Source organism: uncultured Photobacterium sp., assembly GCF_947039875.1.
In the GTDB taxonomy this organism is placed as follows: domain Bacteria; phylum Pseudomonadota; class Gammaproteobacteria; order Enterobacterales; family Vibrionaceae; genus Photobacterium.
The window spans coordinates 1-15351 of the sequence record NZ_CAMRAN010000066.1; the positions used below are offsets into that span (position 1 = coordinate 1).

General features: G+C 39.7%; 16 protein-coding genes. 13 read left to right on the forward strand and 3 right to left on the reverse strand.

Going from position 1 to position 15351, the window contains the following annotated elements; all coding sequences use genetic code 11:
- Nucleotides 1-187 precede the first annotated feature (187 nt).
- Both cmoB and cmoA read right to left on the reverse strand, forming a co-directional pair.
- Nucleotides 188-1162, reverse strand: a complete 975-nt coding sequence (cmoB, locus tag Q0V26_RS16570) for a tRNA 5-methoxyuridine(34)/uridine 5-oxyacetic acid(34) synthase CmoB (protein WP_297483899.1) — start codon at nucleotides 1160-1162, stop codon at nucleotides 188-190.
- 16 nt (nucleotides 1163-1178) lie between these two features.
- Nucleotides 1179-1907 (reverse strand): carboxy-S-adenosyl-L-methionine synthase CmoA, encoded by a 729-nt coding sequence (gene cmoA, locus Q0V26_RS16575; protein WP_297483901.1) that lies wholly within the window; start codon nucleotides 1905-1907, stop codon nucleotides 1179-1181.
- 355 nt (nucleotides 1908-2262) lie between these two features.
- On the opposite strand from cmoA, the gene bla reads away from it, so the two are divergent.
- Nucleotides 2263-3126: a class A beta-lactamase gene (gene bla / locus Q0V26_RS16580; protein ID WP_297483903.1), complete on the forward strand. Its 864-nt coding sequence runs from the start codon at nucleotides 2263-2265 to the stop codon at nucleotides 3124-3126.
- Nucleotides 3127-3146: 20 nt separating this feature from the next.
- Here the strand turns inward: bla and Q0V26_RS16585 are convergent, their stop codons facing one another.
- Nucleotides 3147-4040, reverse strand: coding sequence for a DUF72 domain-containing protein (locus Q0V26_RS16585; protein ID WP_297483905.1), 894 nt, complete (start codon nucleotides 4038-4040; stop codon nucleotides 3147-3149).
- A 328-nt stretch (nucleotides 4041-4368) separates the two neighbouring features.
- On the opposite strand from Q0V26_RS16585, the gene aspS reads away from it, so the two are divergent.
- The 12 genes from aspS to tolA form a co-directional block, all read left to right on the forward strand.
- On the forward strand, nucleotides 4369-6150 hold the full coding sequence (gene aspS, locus Q0V26_RS16590) for an aspartate--tRNA ligase (protein ID WP_297483907.1): 1782 nt from the start codon (nucleotides 4369-4371) through the stop codon (nucleotides 6148-6150).
- A gap of 241 nt (nucleotides 6151-6391) precedes the next feature.
- Nucleotides 6392-6913, forward strand: a complete 522-nt coding sequence (ruvC, locus tag Q0V26_RS16595) for a crossover junction endodeoxyribonuclease RuvC (protein ID WP_297483909.1) — start codon at nucleotides 6392-6394, stop codon at nucleotides 6911-6913.
- Between the two features lie 188 nt (nucleotides 6914-7101).
- A complete protein-coding gene (gene ruvA / locus Q0V26_RS16600) occupies nucleotides 7102-7725 on the forward strand; it encodes a Holliday junction branch migration protein RuvA (RefSeq protein WP_297483911.1) in 624 nt (207 codons plus the stop codon).
- Between the two features lie 27 nt (nucleotides 7726-7752).
- Nucleotides 7753-8769, forward strand: a complete 1017-nt coding sequence (gene ruvB / locus Q0V26_RS16605) for a Holliday junction branch migration DNA helicase RuvB (RefSeq protein ID WP_297483912.1) — start codon at nucleotides 7753-7755, stop codon at nucleotides 8767-8769.
- A 924-nt stretch (nucleotides 8770-9693) separates the two neighbouring features.
- Nucleotides 9694-11280 (forward strand): cytochrome ubiquinol oxidase subunit I, encoded by a 1587-nt coding sequence (gene cydA, locus Q0V26_RS16610; RefSeq protein ID WP_297483914.1) that lies wholly within the window; start codon nucleotides 9694-9696, stop codon nucleotides 11278-11280.
- A gap of 18 nt (nucleotides 11281-11298) precedes the next feature.
- A complete protein-coding gene (gene cydB, locus Q0V26_RS16615) occupies nucleotides 11299-12435 on the forward strand; it encodes a cytochrome d ubiquinol oxidase subunit II (RefSeq protein ID WP_297483916.1) in 1137 nt (378 codons plus the stop codon).
- A gap of 14 nt (nucleotides 12436-12449) precedes the next feature.
- On the forward strand, nucleotides 12450-12557 hold the full coding sequence (gene cydX, locus Q0V26_RS16620) for a cytochrome bd-I oxidase subunit CydX (RefSeq protein WP_036795409.1): 108 nt from the start codon (nucleotides 12450-12452) through the stop codon (nucleotides 12555-12557).
- Nucleotides 12550-12852, forward strand: a complete 303-nt coding sequence (gene ybgE / locus Q0V26_RS16625; RefSeq protein ID WP_297483923.1) for a cyd operon protein YbgE — start codon at nucleotides 12550-12552, stop codon at nucleotides 12850-12852. The genes cydX and ybgE overlap by 8 nt, the downstream gene beginning before the upstream one ends.
- 272 nt (nucleotides 12853-13124) lie before the next feature.
- A complete protein-coding gene (gene ybgC, locus Q0V26_RS16630) occupies nucleotides 13125-13529 on the forward strand; it encodes a tol-pal system-associated acyl-CoA thioesterase (RefSeq protein ID WP_297483925.1) in 405 nt (134 codons plus the stop codon).
- A complete protein-coding gene (gene tolQ, locus Q0V26_RS16635) occupies nucleotides 13530-14216 on the forward strand; it encodes a protein TolQ (protein WP_297483926.1) in 687 nt (228 codons plus the stop codon).
- Between the two features lie 6 nt (nucleotides 14217-14222).
- Nucleotides 14223-14675, forward strand: a complete 453-nt coding sequence (gene tolR / locus Q0V26_RS16640; protein ID WP_297483928.1) for a protein TolR — start codon at nucleotides 14223-14225, stop codon at nucleotides 14673-14675.
- A 3-nt stretch (nucleotides 14676-14678) separates the two neighbouring features.
- On the forward strand, nucleotides 14679-15351 hold a 673-nt coding region (gene tolA, locus Q0V26_RS16645; RefSeq protein WP_297483930.1), incomplete at its 3' end, for a cell envelope integrity protein TolA.

A 15351-nucleotide genomic window follows, 5' to 3' on the forward strand; every position in this document is an offset into this window, starting at 1 on the left:
GCAGCTAAAGTTTGTTGATGGTTTTTCTCTAGCATTGCGTTTGAGGTACATCCTGAAAGTATCGCTATTGCAATTACTGATAGGCTAAGACGAAGCATCATATCTCCTAATGTGCGTCTGTTTTATATAATAACTATATCATTTTACACCAAAAAAGGGATGCGCACAGCATCCCTTTTGTCAGTCGTTAGTCAGGATTCCTACCGACTAAGATTGCACGTCTTGGGGCTGGATATCCTTCGATAGTTTTTGAACTATCATCTTGATTTAAATATTCTGGTAAGGAATTATTAGTCATCCAGTTGGTTGATCTTTGTTCGTCTGTGGTAGTGATATTCTCATCAACAATACGAACGTCAACGAAGCCACATTTTTCCATCCACACTTTTAATGCCTTGGCTGAGGGGAAAAAGTAGATATTATGCATTTGTGCATAGCGGTGTGTCGGTACAAGAACCGTATTTTCATCGCCATCAATGACCAGTGTCTCTAAAATAACTTCACCGCCGGCACGTAATTGATTTTTCAATTGGAGGATATGATCAAGAGGCGAGCGACGGTGATATAACACTCCCATACTAAATACGGTATCAAACGCTTTTAGTTCAGGTAATTGTTCAATACCTAATGGTAATAAATACGCGCGCTCATCTTGACCCATTAAGCGTTTAATAGCTTCAAATTGGATCAAGAATAAGCTTGAAGGGTCAATACCAACGGTTAATTTTGCCCCTTCACCTAGCATGCGCCACATGTGATAACCATTGCCACAACCAACATCTAATACACTGCGGCCTTTTAATGGCGTGATATGTGGTAACACACGATCCCATTTCCAGTCAGAACGCCATTCAGTATCAATATGAATATCATGAACAGTGAAAGGGCCTTTTCGCCACGGGTGAAGTAAACGTAATAGACTTTCTAAACGTTTTTTCTCACCGTCAGCAATCGGGGTTTCATTGCGTAGGCTAACGTCATTTTTAAGATCAATAACATCAGGCTTATCAGTAGGGAATTTTTGTAGAGCACGTACCCAACGTGCCATATCGCCATGCTCTTGCTGCTCCCAATCACTTAATTGTTGCGGCAAAGTATTTAACCATGGACGTAAAGTCTCATGTTGAGCAAGAAGCTGATAAAAAGCAGAAAAACTAAACATATTGGAACTATAAACCTTATTTAATCGCAAACATTGAGCCAAAATTGAAGCATTGGAACCACACTTCAGAGCTAGAAAAACCAATTTCATTGAAACGTTGTTTATGAGTTTCAACACTGTCAGGACGCATTACATTTTCAATTGCGCTACGCTTTTGACTAATTTCTAATTCGCTATAACCATTGGCTCGTTTAAAGTCGTGATGAAGATCGATCAGCAACTCATTGGCGCGTTCATCATCAAAAATATATTTTTCCGATAAGATCAATATACCGCCAGGGCGTAGACCAGCATAGATTTTCTCTAATAATGTGAGACGATCATCGGGAGAGAGAAATTGGAGAGTAAAGTTAAGCACGACAACGGAAGCATCTTGAATATCAACCTGACGAATATCTGCTTCGATGACTTGTACGGGGGTTTCAGAACGGTAGGCATTTACCAATAAACGGCAACGTTCAACCATTGCGGCTGAATTGTCAATCGCGATAATTTCACAGCCTTCCTGATCAATATGACGACGCATCGATAAAGTGGCAGCGCCAAGTGAACAACCAAGATCGTATACTTTCGAATGCGGCTTAGCAAAACGTTCAGCGAGCATGCCAATAGCAGAGATGATATTGCTATAACCCGGTACCGAGCGTTGAATCATGTCTGGAAAAACTTCAGCAACACGTTCATCAAATGTAAAATCACCTAGTTTTGCAATTGGCGTAGCAAAAATATTATCGTGGCTTGCCATTCTCACGAACCTCATCATATATAAAGAACAAGTATCCTACAGGGACTACGATAGAGGCAAATTAAAGCACTGCTATCAGGCGATCCATCACCTTTGAAAGGTCGCGTATTGTAGAGAAAATAGCATCCTTTGTCTTTAATAATTGTTGAACGAGTGGCGGTTAAGTGGTGTTAATGATTTATTTGATGGATGTAATTTTAGGTGACGAATTTGGATAGGTATTCTTTTATTAATTACAACCAATTGATTTTGGGTCTTCATGAAAAATAATGTTGATGGTTCGTGAGTCGCTAATTGTTATTGATAAATTTATTCTTTAGAATTTAGCCGTTTTTATTACTTTAATGGATCTAAAATGAAACGATATTGGGTATTTAGCTTATTAGCATTATTTTCATATGCGACATCAGCAGCTAATTTGGAACAGTATTTACGTGATACTGAACAGCAGATTCAGGGGCAAATTGGTGTTGCTGTGATAGATACTCAGAATAACACGCAATGGAATTTTAATGGTTCTGAGCGTTTCCCAATGATGAGTGTATTTAAAACATTAGCTTGCGCGAATGTGTTATATGACGTGCAACAAAATACATTAAGTTTGACTCAGAAGATTGATGTTACAAAAGCGGGATTAATTAATTGGAACCCAATTACGCAAAATTTTGTTGGTGGCCAAATGTCACTGCAAAGTGTGTGTGGTGCTGCAATGTTAATGAGTGATAATTATGCGGCGAATTTAGCGTTAGAGCTGATTGGTGGCCCTCAAGGTTTAACGACTTTTTTACGTACGATTGGTGATAATAATACGCGACTTGATCACTTTGAGCCTAAGCTAAATTATGTTGAGAAAGGGGCTAAAAATGATACGACAACACCTATCGCAATGATGAATACCGTCAAAAAATTATTAATTGGCAATGTGCTTAATGCTGAAAATAAAGCGCAATTACAATTATGGATGACCAATAATATGGTTTCTGATGGACTAGCACGCGCTGTGTTACCCCAAGGGTGGAACATTGCAGATCGTAGTGGCGGCGGCGTAAATGGATCTCGCACATTAACAGCAATGGTATGGAATAAAGATCATCAACCTGTGTTTATTGGTATCTTTATTGCCAATTCAAAACTTAAAACATTGCCTGAGCTTAACAAAGTAATGGTAGCTATCAGTGAGCAAATTTTTAAGCAATATCATATCGTTGCTCAAAAATAATCATCATAGTTAAATAATAGCTATAACAGGGTAATTTGTTGCTGTGACTGTTGATGGTGCGGTATACCTAAATCAGGTAAGCAAACCGTTGAACGTAATTGGTTTTGTAAACATTGATATAAGCGTAGTGCTGATTCTGGTGCCGCATTATTATCGGGTGAATGGATAAATAAGTACGGTTGTTTTCCTTCGGCTATCCATAACGGTAGTCGTTGGAGCCAATTTTTAAAGAAAGGATCATTATCGCAATCATTGGGATGGCCAATAAAACGAATAACAGGGTTGTCTGCGGTTGCGATAGCATGAACAGGAATATGGGGCTTTTTTCGTTGCGCATCTATGATTGCCTCTGAGGTGGGTGTTGCAGAAAAAAGTGGCCGACTATCCATAATAATGCGATTACTCTGATGTTCAATTAGCAAGCGGTTAAGAGCTTGTTCGGCAGGGCCTTTGGCAAAGAAATCTGGGTGTCTAACTTCAACTCCTGTCGTTAGGTGAGGTGGAAATTTAGCTAAGAATTGTGCTAAAGCAGGTAGCGATTCTGGTCCAAATTGTGCTGGAAGTTGAATTTTCCAAATGGCCGTTTTGGGTGCTAAGACATGCATTGTTTTCAAAAAATCAGTTACAGCTTGATCACAATGGCGTAATTGTTGTTGATGAGTAATGGTTTGCGGTAGTTTAAACGTAAATCGAAAATCATGCGGTGTTGCATCATGCCATTTTTGTACTGTTGCCATACTCGGTATAGCATAAAATGTAGTATTGCCTTCCACTGTTGAAAATACATCAGCATAACGTGCTAAGCGCTCACCACTTTTGCAGCCTTTACCATATAAACTATGAACCCAGTAATTATGTGACCATTGTGCTAAGCCGATTCGAAGCGGAAGATCTTTGGCTGTGGTTGGTATCATCTGAAGCTCACGCTGTTGATATAAGACTTTAGGATTTTAGCGTAACTGCTTCTGAAAAGCTTAAATATCCATGACGAAAAAACAATTAATCATGATTCCGTTTTTGATTGGTGGTAGAACATGCGAATAAAAGTGCGGTTCACTTCGCAAACTGAGGCTGTTTGGGTATAATAGCTTGTTATTTTTGCCTCTTGGCCTGCTTGCTGTCCAATTTCATGCGTAAATTAGACAGCAAGCGGTCGGGATTGAACCCGCTGTACTTGGGTTAGCGGTAAGCTGTAATTCGAGTACGAATATGCTAAATAAATAGATAAATTGGGAATTTCTTATGCGCACCCATTATTGTGGACACCTAAATAAGTCCCTTGCAGGACAAACAGTAGATTTATGCGGTTGGGTTAACCGCCGCCGTGATTTGGGCGGTCTTATCTTTATTGATATGCGTGATCGTGAAGGTGTGGTTCAGGTTGTTATTGACCCTGATATGACAGAAATCTTCGGACTAGCAAACCAATTACGTAACGAATTTTGTATTCGTCTAACGGGTGAAGTGCGTGAGCGTCCTGAAAGCCAATGTAATAAAGACATGGCAACAGGTGAAGTTGAAATTTATGCAACTGGCCTTGAGATCATCAACCGTTCAGAAGCGTTACCTCTTGACTTCAACCAAAAGAACTCAGAAGAACAACGTCTAAAATACCGTTATTTAGATCTTCGTCGTCCAGAGATGAGCGACCGCATCAAGCTACGTGCTAAAGCATCAAGCTTTGTTCGTCGTTTCCTTGATGATAATGCTTTCTTAGATATCGAAACTCCAGTACTCACTAAAGCAACACCAGAAGGTGCGCGTGACTACTTAGTACCAAGTCGTGTACACAAAGGTAAATTCTACGCATTACCACAATCACCACAGCTATTTAAGCAATTATTGATGATGTCTGGTTTTGACCGTTACTACCAAATCGTTAAATGTTTCCGTGATGAAGATTTACGTGCTGATCGTCAGCCTGAATTTACTCAAATCGATATCGAAACATCGTTCATGTCTGCAGATCAAGTGCGTGCGACAACTGAAAAAATGATCACAGAAATGTGGAAAGAGCTACTAAATGTAGATCTTGGCGCATTCCCTGTTATGTCATTTGAAGAAGCCGCTCGTCGTTTTGGCTCTGATAAGCCAGATCTACGTAACCCACTAGAGTTAGTCGATGTTGCTGACATTGTTAAAGATGTTGAATTCCAAGTATTCTCAGCACCTGCAAATGATCCTAAAGGTCGCGTTGCTGTTATCCGTGTTCCGGGCGGCGCATCTCTAAGCCGTAAGCAAATAGATGAATACACTAAGTTTGTAGGTATTTACGGTGCTAAGGGCTTAGCATGGATGAAGGTTAACGATCGCGCTGCAGGTATTGAGGGGGTTCAATCTCCAGTGGCTAAGTTCCTAAACGCAGAAATTGTTGAGAACTTACTTGAGCGTACTCAAGCAGAATCTGGCGATATCATTCTATTTGGTGCTGATAGCAAGCGTGTTGTTACAGAAGCGATGGGTGCACTTCGTCTTAAACTAGGTGAAGATCTAGCGTTAACAGATAAGTCTGCATGGAAACCACTTTGGGTTGTTGATTTCCCAATGTTTGAAGAGAACGAAGATGGTTCATTGTCTGCAATGCACCACCCATTTACTTCACCATTAAACCTAACACCAGAAGAATTAGCGGCTAATCCTGCTGATGCATTATCTAATGCATACGATATGGTTATTAATGGTTACGAAGTTGGTGGCGGTTCAGTTCGTATTCACAACTCAGCAATGCAATCGACAGTGTTTGATATTCTAGGTATATCAACTGAAGAGCAACGTCTGAAGTTCGGTTTCTTACTTGACGCACTACAGTTTGGTACACCACCACACGCAGGTCTTGCGTTTGGTCTTGACCGTTTGGTAATGCTTCTTTGTGGTACTGATAACATTCGTGATGTTATTGCGTTCCCTAAAACAACAGCAGCAGCATGTCTACTGACTGATGCGCCAAGTCTAGCAAACCCTGCAGCATTGGAAGAACTTTCAATTGCCGTTAGTATTGCCAAAAAGAAAACAGATCAAGAATAAGTAAGTTAGAACAACTGACTGAACGATCTTAACTATTATTAATACTATTAATGATACTATTAATGATAGTGAACAACAGGCCGGCCCTTAGTAATAAGTGGTCGGCTTATTTTTATGTTTATACTAATGTTTATGCAGGGTTATCACTATTAATGCTGAGTTATTGTGTACATATCAGTAATTGAAGACAACCAACAGCGATAAATTATTAGTGTATTAAATAAATGGTAATATTGGATTCATGTCTATCATTTTAGGTATTGACCCGGGTTCGCGTATTACGGGATACGGGGTTATTCGACAAGTTGGTCGTAAGCTAGAATATTTAGGTAGTGGCTGTATTCGTACATCATGTCCTGATATTCCTGGCCGATTAAAACAGATTTACGCGGGGGTTTCTGAAGTCATTACTCAATTTCAACCCGACTGTTTTGCGATTGAACAAGTGTTTATGGGTAAGAATGCCAGCTCTGCCATTAAGCTAGGACAAGCCCGTGGTAGCGCAATTGTTGCTGCTGTAAATGCAGATCTTCCTGTGAGTGAATATGCTGCGCGATTAATAAAGCAAGCGGTTGTTGGCAATGGTGGAGCGGACAAAGTGCAGGTGCAGCATATGGTGTGTTCGGTATTAAAGCTTGAAGGGAAACCGCAAGCGGACGCTGCCGATGCTTTAGCGATTGCTATTTGTCATGCACATACTCATAAAACGTTAATAGCTATGGCGGGTAAAGCGACTAGTGCACGCCGTGGCCGTTACCGTTAATTGATCTGTTTGTGTCGTCGATAATTGTGGCTACATAAAAGCAGCAGCGGCTGCTTTTTTATTAGTAGGGTATTTTTATAGTCGTGAGATGGCGTATTGTTTGATGGTTATACGCATAAAGAGCTGGATATTGATCCAGTAGTTTACTATTCTAGTGCCAGTTTACTTCCTATTATAGAGATGATGTTGTGATTGGCCGACTACGCGGAATTGTGATTGAAAAACAGCCACCAGAAGTATTACTTGAAGTAAGCGGTATTGGTTATGAAGTTTCCATGCCAATGAGCTGTTTCTATGAGTTACCTGAGTTAGGTCAAGAAGCGATTATTTTTACTCACTTTGTGGTGCGTGAAGATGCCCAATTATTGTATGGTTTTAATAAAAAAAGTGAGCGTGAGTTATTCCGCGAGGTTATTAAAGCGAATGGTGTTGGACCTAAATTAGGCTTAGCGATTTTATCAGCCATGACTGCAAGCCAATTTGTGCGCAGCGTTGAATTAGAAGATGTATCGACACTGGTTAAAATTCCTGGTGTGGGTAAGAAAACCGCTGAACGATTAGTGGTAGAAATGAAAGATCGTCTTAAAGGTTGGGGCGAAGGGGATCTCTTTACGCCGACTCTTGATACTGCCGCATCCAATGCTGCAATTCAGAACCCATCAAATCAAGCTCGCGCTGAAGATGAAGCTGTTAGTGCATTGATTGCTTTAGGCTATAAGCCACAAATAGCGGCGAAAGTTGTGGCTCAAGTTGCACAACCTGAAATGACCAGCGAAGTGATGATTCGTGATGCATTACGTTCAATGGTGTGATCACACATTCTGTAATAGGTATTTATTATGATTGAAGCCGATAGACTGGTTTCGAGTAATTTCGAGACACCGCGCGAAGACGATATTATTGATCGTGCTATTCGTCCTAAGTTACTGAATGATTATCAAGGTCAGGATCATGTTCGTGATCAAATGGAAATCTTTATTCAAGCAGCAAGATTGCGAAATGAAGCGCTTGACCACTTATTGATTTTTGGCCCTCCAGGTTTAGGTAAAACGACCTTAGCGAATATTGTTGCTAATGAGATGGGGGTGAGTATTCGTACCACATCTGGACCGGTGCTTGAAAAAGCTGGTGATTTAGCTGCGCTATTAACCAACCTTGAAGAAAACGATGTGTTATTTATTGATGAAATCCATCGTTTAAGTCCACAGGTTGAAGAAATTCTTTATCCTGCAATGGAAGATTACCAATTAGATATCATGATTGGAGAAGGGCCAGCTGCGCGGTCGATTAAAATTGATTTGCCTCCTTTTACGTTAATTGGCGCAACAACGCGTGCAGGATCGTTAACATCACCATTACGCGATCGATTTGGTATTACGCAACGGTTGGAATATTACAAAGTTGAAGATCTAAAAGATATCGTCTCACGAAGTGCGAGTTACCTTGGTCTCTCACTTGAAGATGGCGGCGCGATGGAAATGGCAATGCGCGCTCGTGGTACACCTCGTATTGCTAACCGGTTATTACGTCGTGTACGTGATTACGCTGAAGTGAAAAGTGATGGCCATATTTGTCCTGATATAGCCAATAAAGCCCTTGATATGCTGGATGTTGATAGTAGTGGTTTTGACTATATGGATCGTAAATTATTGATGGCGATTATTGATAAGTTTATGGGCGGGCCGGTTGGACTTGATAACCTTGCTGCTGCAATTGGTGAAGAAAAAGACACTATTGAAGATGTGCTTGAACCTTATTTAATCCAACAGGGTTTTTTACAACGTACTCCGCGTGGGCGTATAGCAACTCAACGCGCTTATTTGCATTTTGGGCTTGATATACCCAAAACAAAATAATAAATACAATGAATGTATAAAAACGAGGGCATTAGTGTCTCGCTTTTTATACTTCAATTTTATTAATGATGTATCTAATAAAAAATAAATAAGAACGTTATTGAAAATAATATTGGTTACTATTTGATAACGGTATTATTACATTAATATAGAAGAAGCGTAAGGCATCACTATTTAGTGAGGCAGATATTGCTTTTAAAATACTTAAATCCTCTAAAAACATTTAATCATAATCAAAATCTATTTAATACAAAATAATCGAATAAACATATAAAAGTTGCAATCACTGAGTGTGTTGATATTAAGCTATTGTTAATTAGTGATTTTATTTTTTGCTGGTGGTTTTTTATTATGCAATTATTATAATCACCTCCTTTTTTGTCATGTTTTTTAGGTGTGGGATTATTCGCTAGTGGAATTCAGCAATACTTTGTTTCATAATATTTTTTAACGCTATTGAAAATTAAATAAGTGCGTATTGGTTTGTTATGAGTCAATAGGAATGGATTATATTTTGATATGAAAAAAGTAAAGACAGGTATTAAAAGATATAAACATTGTAATTTGTGCTATAGAACCAACAAAATGTTATTTATTGACGTAGATCATGCTTGATGCTGTCGATATCTTACGGTGGTGTTTTATTTGATAAATATCAAAGAAAAACTATTAATAAATACTTTGAAGATTATTGCTGATATCTGTAATATTAGCCTTGACTTTATTAGCCGTAGAATAAATAACACTAGCACAATGTTTTTGATACAAAGTTGTAACAATAAAATGGCGTTATTATCATTTTATCGATAAATGCGATCAAGAATATCACCAATATTGCGATTTGTTATCTACGATTGGCTAAGCCCAATAATCGGTACACTGTGTAGTACTGCGCCAGTTACCTGGTGAAAAAAGGAGTTATCAATGTTCACTGATGTCGTCGAACTATCGCGGTTACAGTTCGCATTCACTGCGATGTATCACTTTTTGTTCGTTCCCCTGACTCTAGGTATGGCTTTTTTACTTGCCATCATGGAATCAGTTTATGTTATGACAGGCAAGCAAATCTATAAGGACATGACAAAGTTCTGGGGTAAGCTTTTCGCGATTAACTTTGCACTGGGTGTGGCAACTGGCCTATCCATGGAATTCCAGTTTGGTACAAACTGGGCTTATTACTCTCATTATGTTGGTGATATTTTCGGTGCGCCTTTGGCTATCGAAGCCCTAATGGCGTTTTTCCTCGAATCCACTTTAGTCGGTATGTTCTTTTTTGGTTGGGATCGTCTATCAAAACGTCAACACCTAGCTGTGACATGGTTGGTTGCATTAGCGTCTAACTTCTCTGCATTGTGGATCCTAATCGCTAATGGTTGGATGCAAAACCCTGTAGGCGCGGATTTCAACTATGAAACCATGCGTATGGAAATGGTTAGCTTTGCTGAAGTAGTCTTTAACCCTGTTGCTCAGGTTAAATTCGTTCACACAGTTGCATCAGGTTATGTATGTGGTGCGATGTTTATTCTTGGCGTAAGTTCATACTACATGCTAAAAGGGCGTGATATTGCCTTTGCTCGTCGTTCATTTGCAATTGCTGCTGCTTTTGGTCTTGCATCAATCGTTTCTGTAATGATTTTGGGTGATGAATCAGGTTATGAACTAGGTGATGTTCAGAAAACAAAATTAGCTGCAATTGAAGCTGAATGGCACACTGAGCCTGCACCAGCAGCTTTCACTGTGTTTGGCTTCCCTAATCAAGAGGCAATGGAAACTGAGTACGCGATTAAGATTCCATATCTAATGGGTATTATTGCTACACGTTCCCTTGATACTCAAGTGCTAGGTATTCGTGATCTTAAAAAGCAGCATGCAGTACGTATCCGTAATGGTATGGTTGCATACGGTTTGCTTGAGAAATTACGCGAAGGCGAAAAAACACCAGCAAATGTTGCAGCATTTAATGAAGTAAAAGGTGACTTAGGTTATGGCCTATTATTGAAGCCTTATACTGATAAAGTTGTTGATGCGACACCAGAGCAGATTCAAAAAGCGGTTGATGATTCGATTCCGCGTGTATGGCCGCTATTCTTTAGCTTCCGTATCATGGTGGGTGCAGGTTTCTTAATGTTTATGATTATTGGTGCTGCATTTGTGCAGTCTTGCCGTCATAAAATTACGGGTAATAAGTGGGTACTTAAAGCTGCATTGTTTGGTATTCCATTACCGTGGATTGCGATTGAAGCGGGTTGGTTTGTTGCCGAATATGGCCGTCAACCATGGGCTGTTGGCGAGATTCTACCAGTACATATGGCTGCATCAAATCTTGAACCATCACAATTATGGTTCTCGCTAGCTGCAATTATCGGACTTTATACTCTGTTTTTGATTGCTGAAGTGTACTTAATGCTTAAGTTTGCACGTTTAGGTCCAAGTAGCTTGAAGACTGGTCGTTATCATTTTGAGCAAAAAGATACAGCACAAGATGTGGTTTCACGTCAGGTTGAAGTGTAAGCAGGGAGAAACAGAATAATGTTTGATTATGAAAGCTTGCGAATCATTTGGTGGGTACTAATTGGTGTGTTGTGCATCGGTTTTGCTATCACAGATGGTTTTGATATGGGTGTAGGTATACTGTCACCAATTATTGGTAAGACAGATAACGAACGTCGTGTAATGATTAACTCAATTGCGCCACACTGGGATGGTAACCAAGTTTGGTTAATCACCGCTGGTGGTGCATTATTTGCGGCATGGCCATTAGTTTACGCAACGGTATTCTCCGGTTTTTATGTAGCAATGATTATAACGTTAGCATCACTGTGGTTACGTCCACTAGGTTTTGACTACCGTTCTAAGTTGACTGATCCAAAATGGCGTAACTTGTGGGATAAAGCAATCTTTGTAGGTAGCTTTATACCGCCAGTTATTTTTGGTGTCGCTTTTGGTAACTTAATGCAAGGTGTACCATTTGAAATCAACGAATTTATGATGACGACTTATACGGGATCATTCTTCGGCTTATTGAATCCGTTTGCATTGCTTTGTGGTGTTGTTAGCTTATTGATGGTTATTACTCAAGGCGCAACCTTCCTACAAATGAAAACAACCGATGCTATTCATGCACGTGCGCGTAATGTTGCAGCAATCTCTGCACTATTAATGGCCGTTGTGTTTATTATTGCTGGTTTTGTTTCTCAAACTATTAATGGTTATGTGATTACATCTCAAGTGTTACCGAATGTAGCATCAGATCCGTTAACGAAAGATGTTGTTCGTCAAGTGGGTGCGTTGTTTATTAACTATCATAACTACCCAGTATTGTGGATTGCTCCAATACTTGCTGTTGCTATGCCATTACTAACAGCGCTATGTTCAAGAGCTGAACGTGCAGGATTTGCATTCTTGTTTTCAAGCTTAACGGTTGTTGGTGTGGTATTAACGTTTGGTTTTGCAACGTTCCCGTTCATCATGCCATCAAGCTTAAATCCAAATGTGAGTTTAACTATTTGGGATGCAACATCATCTGAATACACATTACATATCATGACGATTGTTGCGTTTGTAATGGTACCTGTGATCTTGGCTTACACCACATGGTGTTACTACAAAATGTTTGGTCGTCTTGATACTAAATATATCGAAGACAACAAGACTTCATTGTACTAAGGAGTAGACTAACTATGTGGTATTTTGCTTGGATTTTAGGTGTTTTACTGGCTTGTTCATTCGGTATTGTCAACGCGTTATGGCTTGAAACGACTGAAAATATGGATAAAGACAGTGAGTAAGATAGATCGTGCGATTAAACTAATTCATGCACCCTTGAGCGTGTTACCTCTTAAATTATTAGCGGTAGTAATGGCATTGACTATTACGGGGTTATTAATGTGGGAACCGCAACAATTTGCCAAAGATATTGGTGGATTTAGTGCAGGGTTAGCACCGTTGATGATTTGGGCAACCTGTAGTGCAATGGTATTTGGCATGGGTTTCGTTCCTCATCGATGGTATTTTCAGGTGTTCTTTACACCGTATATCGCACTGCCTATATTGCTTTATATTCTTGGGTTACGTTTTTTATAATACTTAACCTATAGAACTAAAAAGCCTGTTACCGTAATGGAACAGGCTTTTTTTATGAGAGTAAATTGTAAATATTTTCAACAATTCGTTTTTAATGCATGATAACTGAACAGAATTGTGATTTGATTGTCTGAACCTACTGACAAATTTCATTTTTCAGTTAAATGCGGCTATCTATGCGTTCCATGATAACTATCAGCGGATGACTTAGGGTATAGTAGTGTCAGTCGCGATGGTGAGCACTGTGTAGGCATGACTGTTATGGATACTAAATGAAAGAACAAGATATTTTTAAATGGCCGATTACCATTTATTATGAAGATACAGATGTTGGTGGGGTGGTTTATCACGCTAATTACTTGAAATTTTTTGAACGAGCTCGGACCGAATTATTACGTTATATAGGCTTAAATCAGCAGCAATTATTTGCAGATAAGATGAGTTTTGTTGTACGTAGTATGAATATTGATTTTATTCGTGGCGCTAAGTTAGATGATCAACTTGTTGTTAATACAACTATTCAAAATGTAGGCCGCGCATCAATAGCGTTTAATCAAGAGCTGGTTAATGATAATAATGTGGTATTTTGCCGTGCTGTTGTAAAAATCGCGTGTATTGATCCAACCATCATGAAACCAATAGCGTTACCTGCACAATTAAAGCTGGAGAACAATTAAGTGAACTCAGAACTAACCATTTTAGACCTTTTTTTACAAGCAAGTTTGTTGGTAAAATTGGTTATGCTTATTTTACTTGGAATGTCGATTGCTTCTTGGGCAATGATCATCAAGCGTTCACAATTTTTAAAGAGTGCTGAACGTAATGCAACTCAATTTGAAGACCGATTTTGGTCTGGCATCGATCTTTCACAGCTTTATCAAGAAGTGCAACAACGTAAAGATGATCTTTCTGGTTCTGAACGAATTTTTTATTCAGGTTTTAAAGAATTTGCGCGCCTACACCGTAGTAATGGTGATGTGCCTGAAGCGGTAATGGAAGGGACCGGACGTGCGATGCGGGTTTCTTTATCAAAAGAAGTTGATGAGCTAGAAACTAATCTACCGTTCCTTGCTACTGTTGGTTCAATTAGCCCTTATATTGGTCTTTTTGGTACAGTATGGGGCATCATGACGGCATTTATTGCTCTTGGTGCGGTAAAGCAAGCAACATTGGCGATGGTAGCCCCTGGCATTGCTGAAGCATTGGTGGCTACTGCAATGGGTCTATTTGCTGCGATTCCAGCGGTGATGTTTTACAATCGCCTTACTAACAAAGTGACTAAACTTGAACATACTTATGCCACTTTTATGGAAGAGTTTTCAAGTATTTTACATCGTCAGGCATTTGCAGCGGATCAGGAGTAATAAGCAATGGCTTATCAACCGAAGAGACGCAAAATAACGGCAGAAATTAATGTCGTCCCTTACATTGACGTCATGCTAGTTTTATTAATTATCTTCATGGTTACAGCGCCGTTTGTAAGCCAAGGTGTTGATGTTGATTTACCTAAAACACAGACGGCAGAAACAGTCGCGCAGTTAAATCAAGATAACGATACGCCTCCTATCATTGTTGAAGTTGATAAAGATGGCAATTTAGGGGTGAGCATCAATAATAATGATATGGCGCATGGTTTGAGCCTTGAAGAATTAATTGCTCAAGTAAAAGCAGAGCTTGCTAGTCAGCCTAAAACGTTAGTGATGGTCGGGGGGGATGGACGCACACCTTATGCAAATATAGTCGAAACCTTGGATGCATTAAGCCATGCTGGAGTTGGATCGGTAGGTTTAATGACTGATCCATTAGATAAGCCTGGAAATTAAGGCATGAAAAAGAGTAATTATTCGACATCAGTTATCATATCTGCACTCGTACATGCACTGCTTATTGTGCTGTTATTATGGGGTGCTGATTTTACCTTCGATAAAAAACAATCGGTAGGTAATACCATTCAAGCGACGATGATTGATCCTGCAATTCTGAATCAACAAGCTCAGCAAATTCGTCAACAGCGCCAAGCAGCAAAAGATGCAGAACAAGCTCGTCAAGCTCGTTTAGAGCAACAAACAGTAGCGCTTGAAGCACAACGTAAAACTGATGCTGAGCGGATCCGTCAGTTAAAAGAAGATAAGTTGGCGGCAGAAAAAGAAACGCGACAAGCAGAAAAAAAACGTCAATTGCAGCAGCAACAAGCCGAAGAAGCTCAAGCAAAGGCAGACGCTAAAGCGAAGGCAGATGCTAAAGCAAAGGCAGATGCTAAAGCGGAGGCAGATGCTAAAGCGGAGGCAGATGCTAAAGCAAAGGCAGACGCAAAAGCGAAGGCAGATGCAAAAGCGAAGGCAGACGCAAAAGTGAAGGCAGATGCTAAAGCGAAGGCAGATGCTAAAGCAAAGGCAGACGCAAAAGCGAAGGCAGATGCTAAAGCGAAGGCAGATGCTAAAGCAAAGGCAGATGCTAAAGCAAAGGCAGATGCTAAAGCAAAGGCAGATGCTAAAGCGA

Coding starts and splice junctions, on each gene's coding strand:
- cmoB (WP_297483899.1), bottom strand. CDS start 1,162: ATGTTTAGTTTTTCTGCTTTTTATCAGCTTCTTGCTCAACATGAGACT.
- cmoA (WP_297483901.1), bottom strand. CDS start 1,907: ATGGCAAGCCACGATAATATTTTTGCTACGCCAATTGCAAAACTAGGT.
- bla (WP_297483903.1), top strand. CDS start 2,263: ATGAAACGATATTGGGTATTTAGCTTATTAGCATTATTTTCATATGCG.
- Q0V26_RS16585 (WP_297483905.1), bottom strand. CDS start 4,040: ATGATACCAACCACAGCCAAAGATCTTCCGCTTCGAATCGGCTTAGCA.
- aspS (WP_297483907.1), top strand. CDS start 4,369: ATGCGCACCCATTATTGTGGACACCTAAATAAGTCCCTTGCAGGACAA.
- ruvC (WP_297483909.1), top strand. CDS start 6,392: ATGTCTATCATTTTAGGTATTGACCCGGGTTCGCGTATTACGGGATAC.
- ruvB (WP_297483912.1), top strand. CDS start 7,753: ATGATTGAAGCCGATAGACTGGTTTCGAGTAATTTCGAGACACCGCGC.
- cydA (WP_297483914.1), top strand. CDS start 9,694: ATGTTCACTGATGTCGTCGAACTATCGCGGTTACAGTTCGCATTCACT.
- cydB (WP_297483916.1), top strand. CDS start 11,299: ATGTTTGATTATGAAAGCTTGCGAATCATTTGGTGGGTACTAATTGGT.
- cydX (WP_036795409.1), top strand. CDS start 12,450: ATGTGGTATTTTGCTTGGATTTTAGGTGTTTTACTGGCTTGTTCATTC.
- ybgC (WP_297483925.1), top strand. CDS start 13,125: ATGAAAGAACAAGATATTTTTAAATGGCCGATTACCATTTATTATGAA.
- tolR (WP_297483928.1), top strand. CDS start 14,223: ATGGCTTATCAACCGAAGAGACGCAAAATAACGGCAGAAATTAATGTC.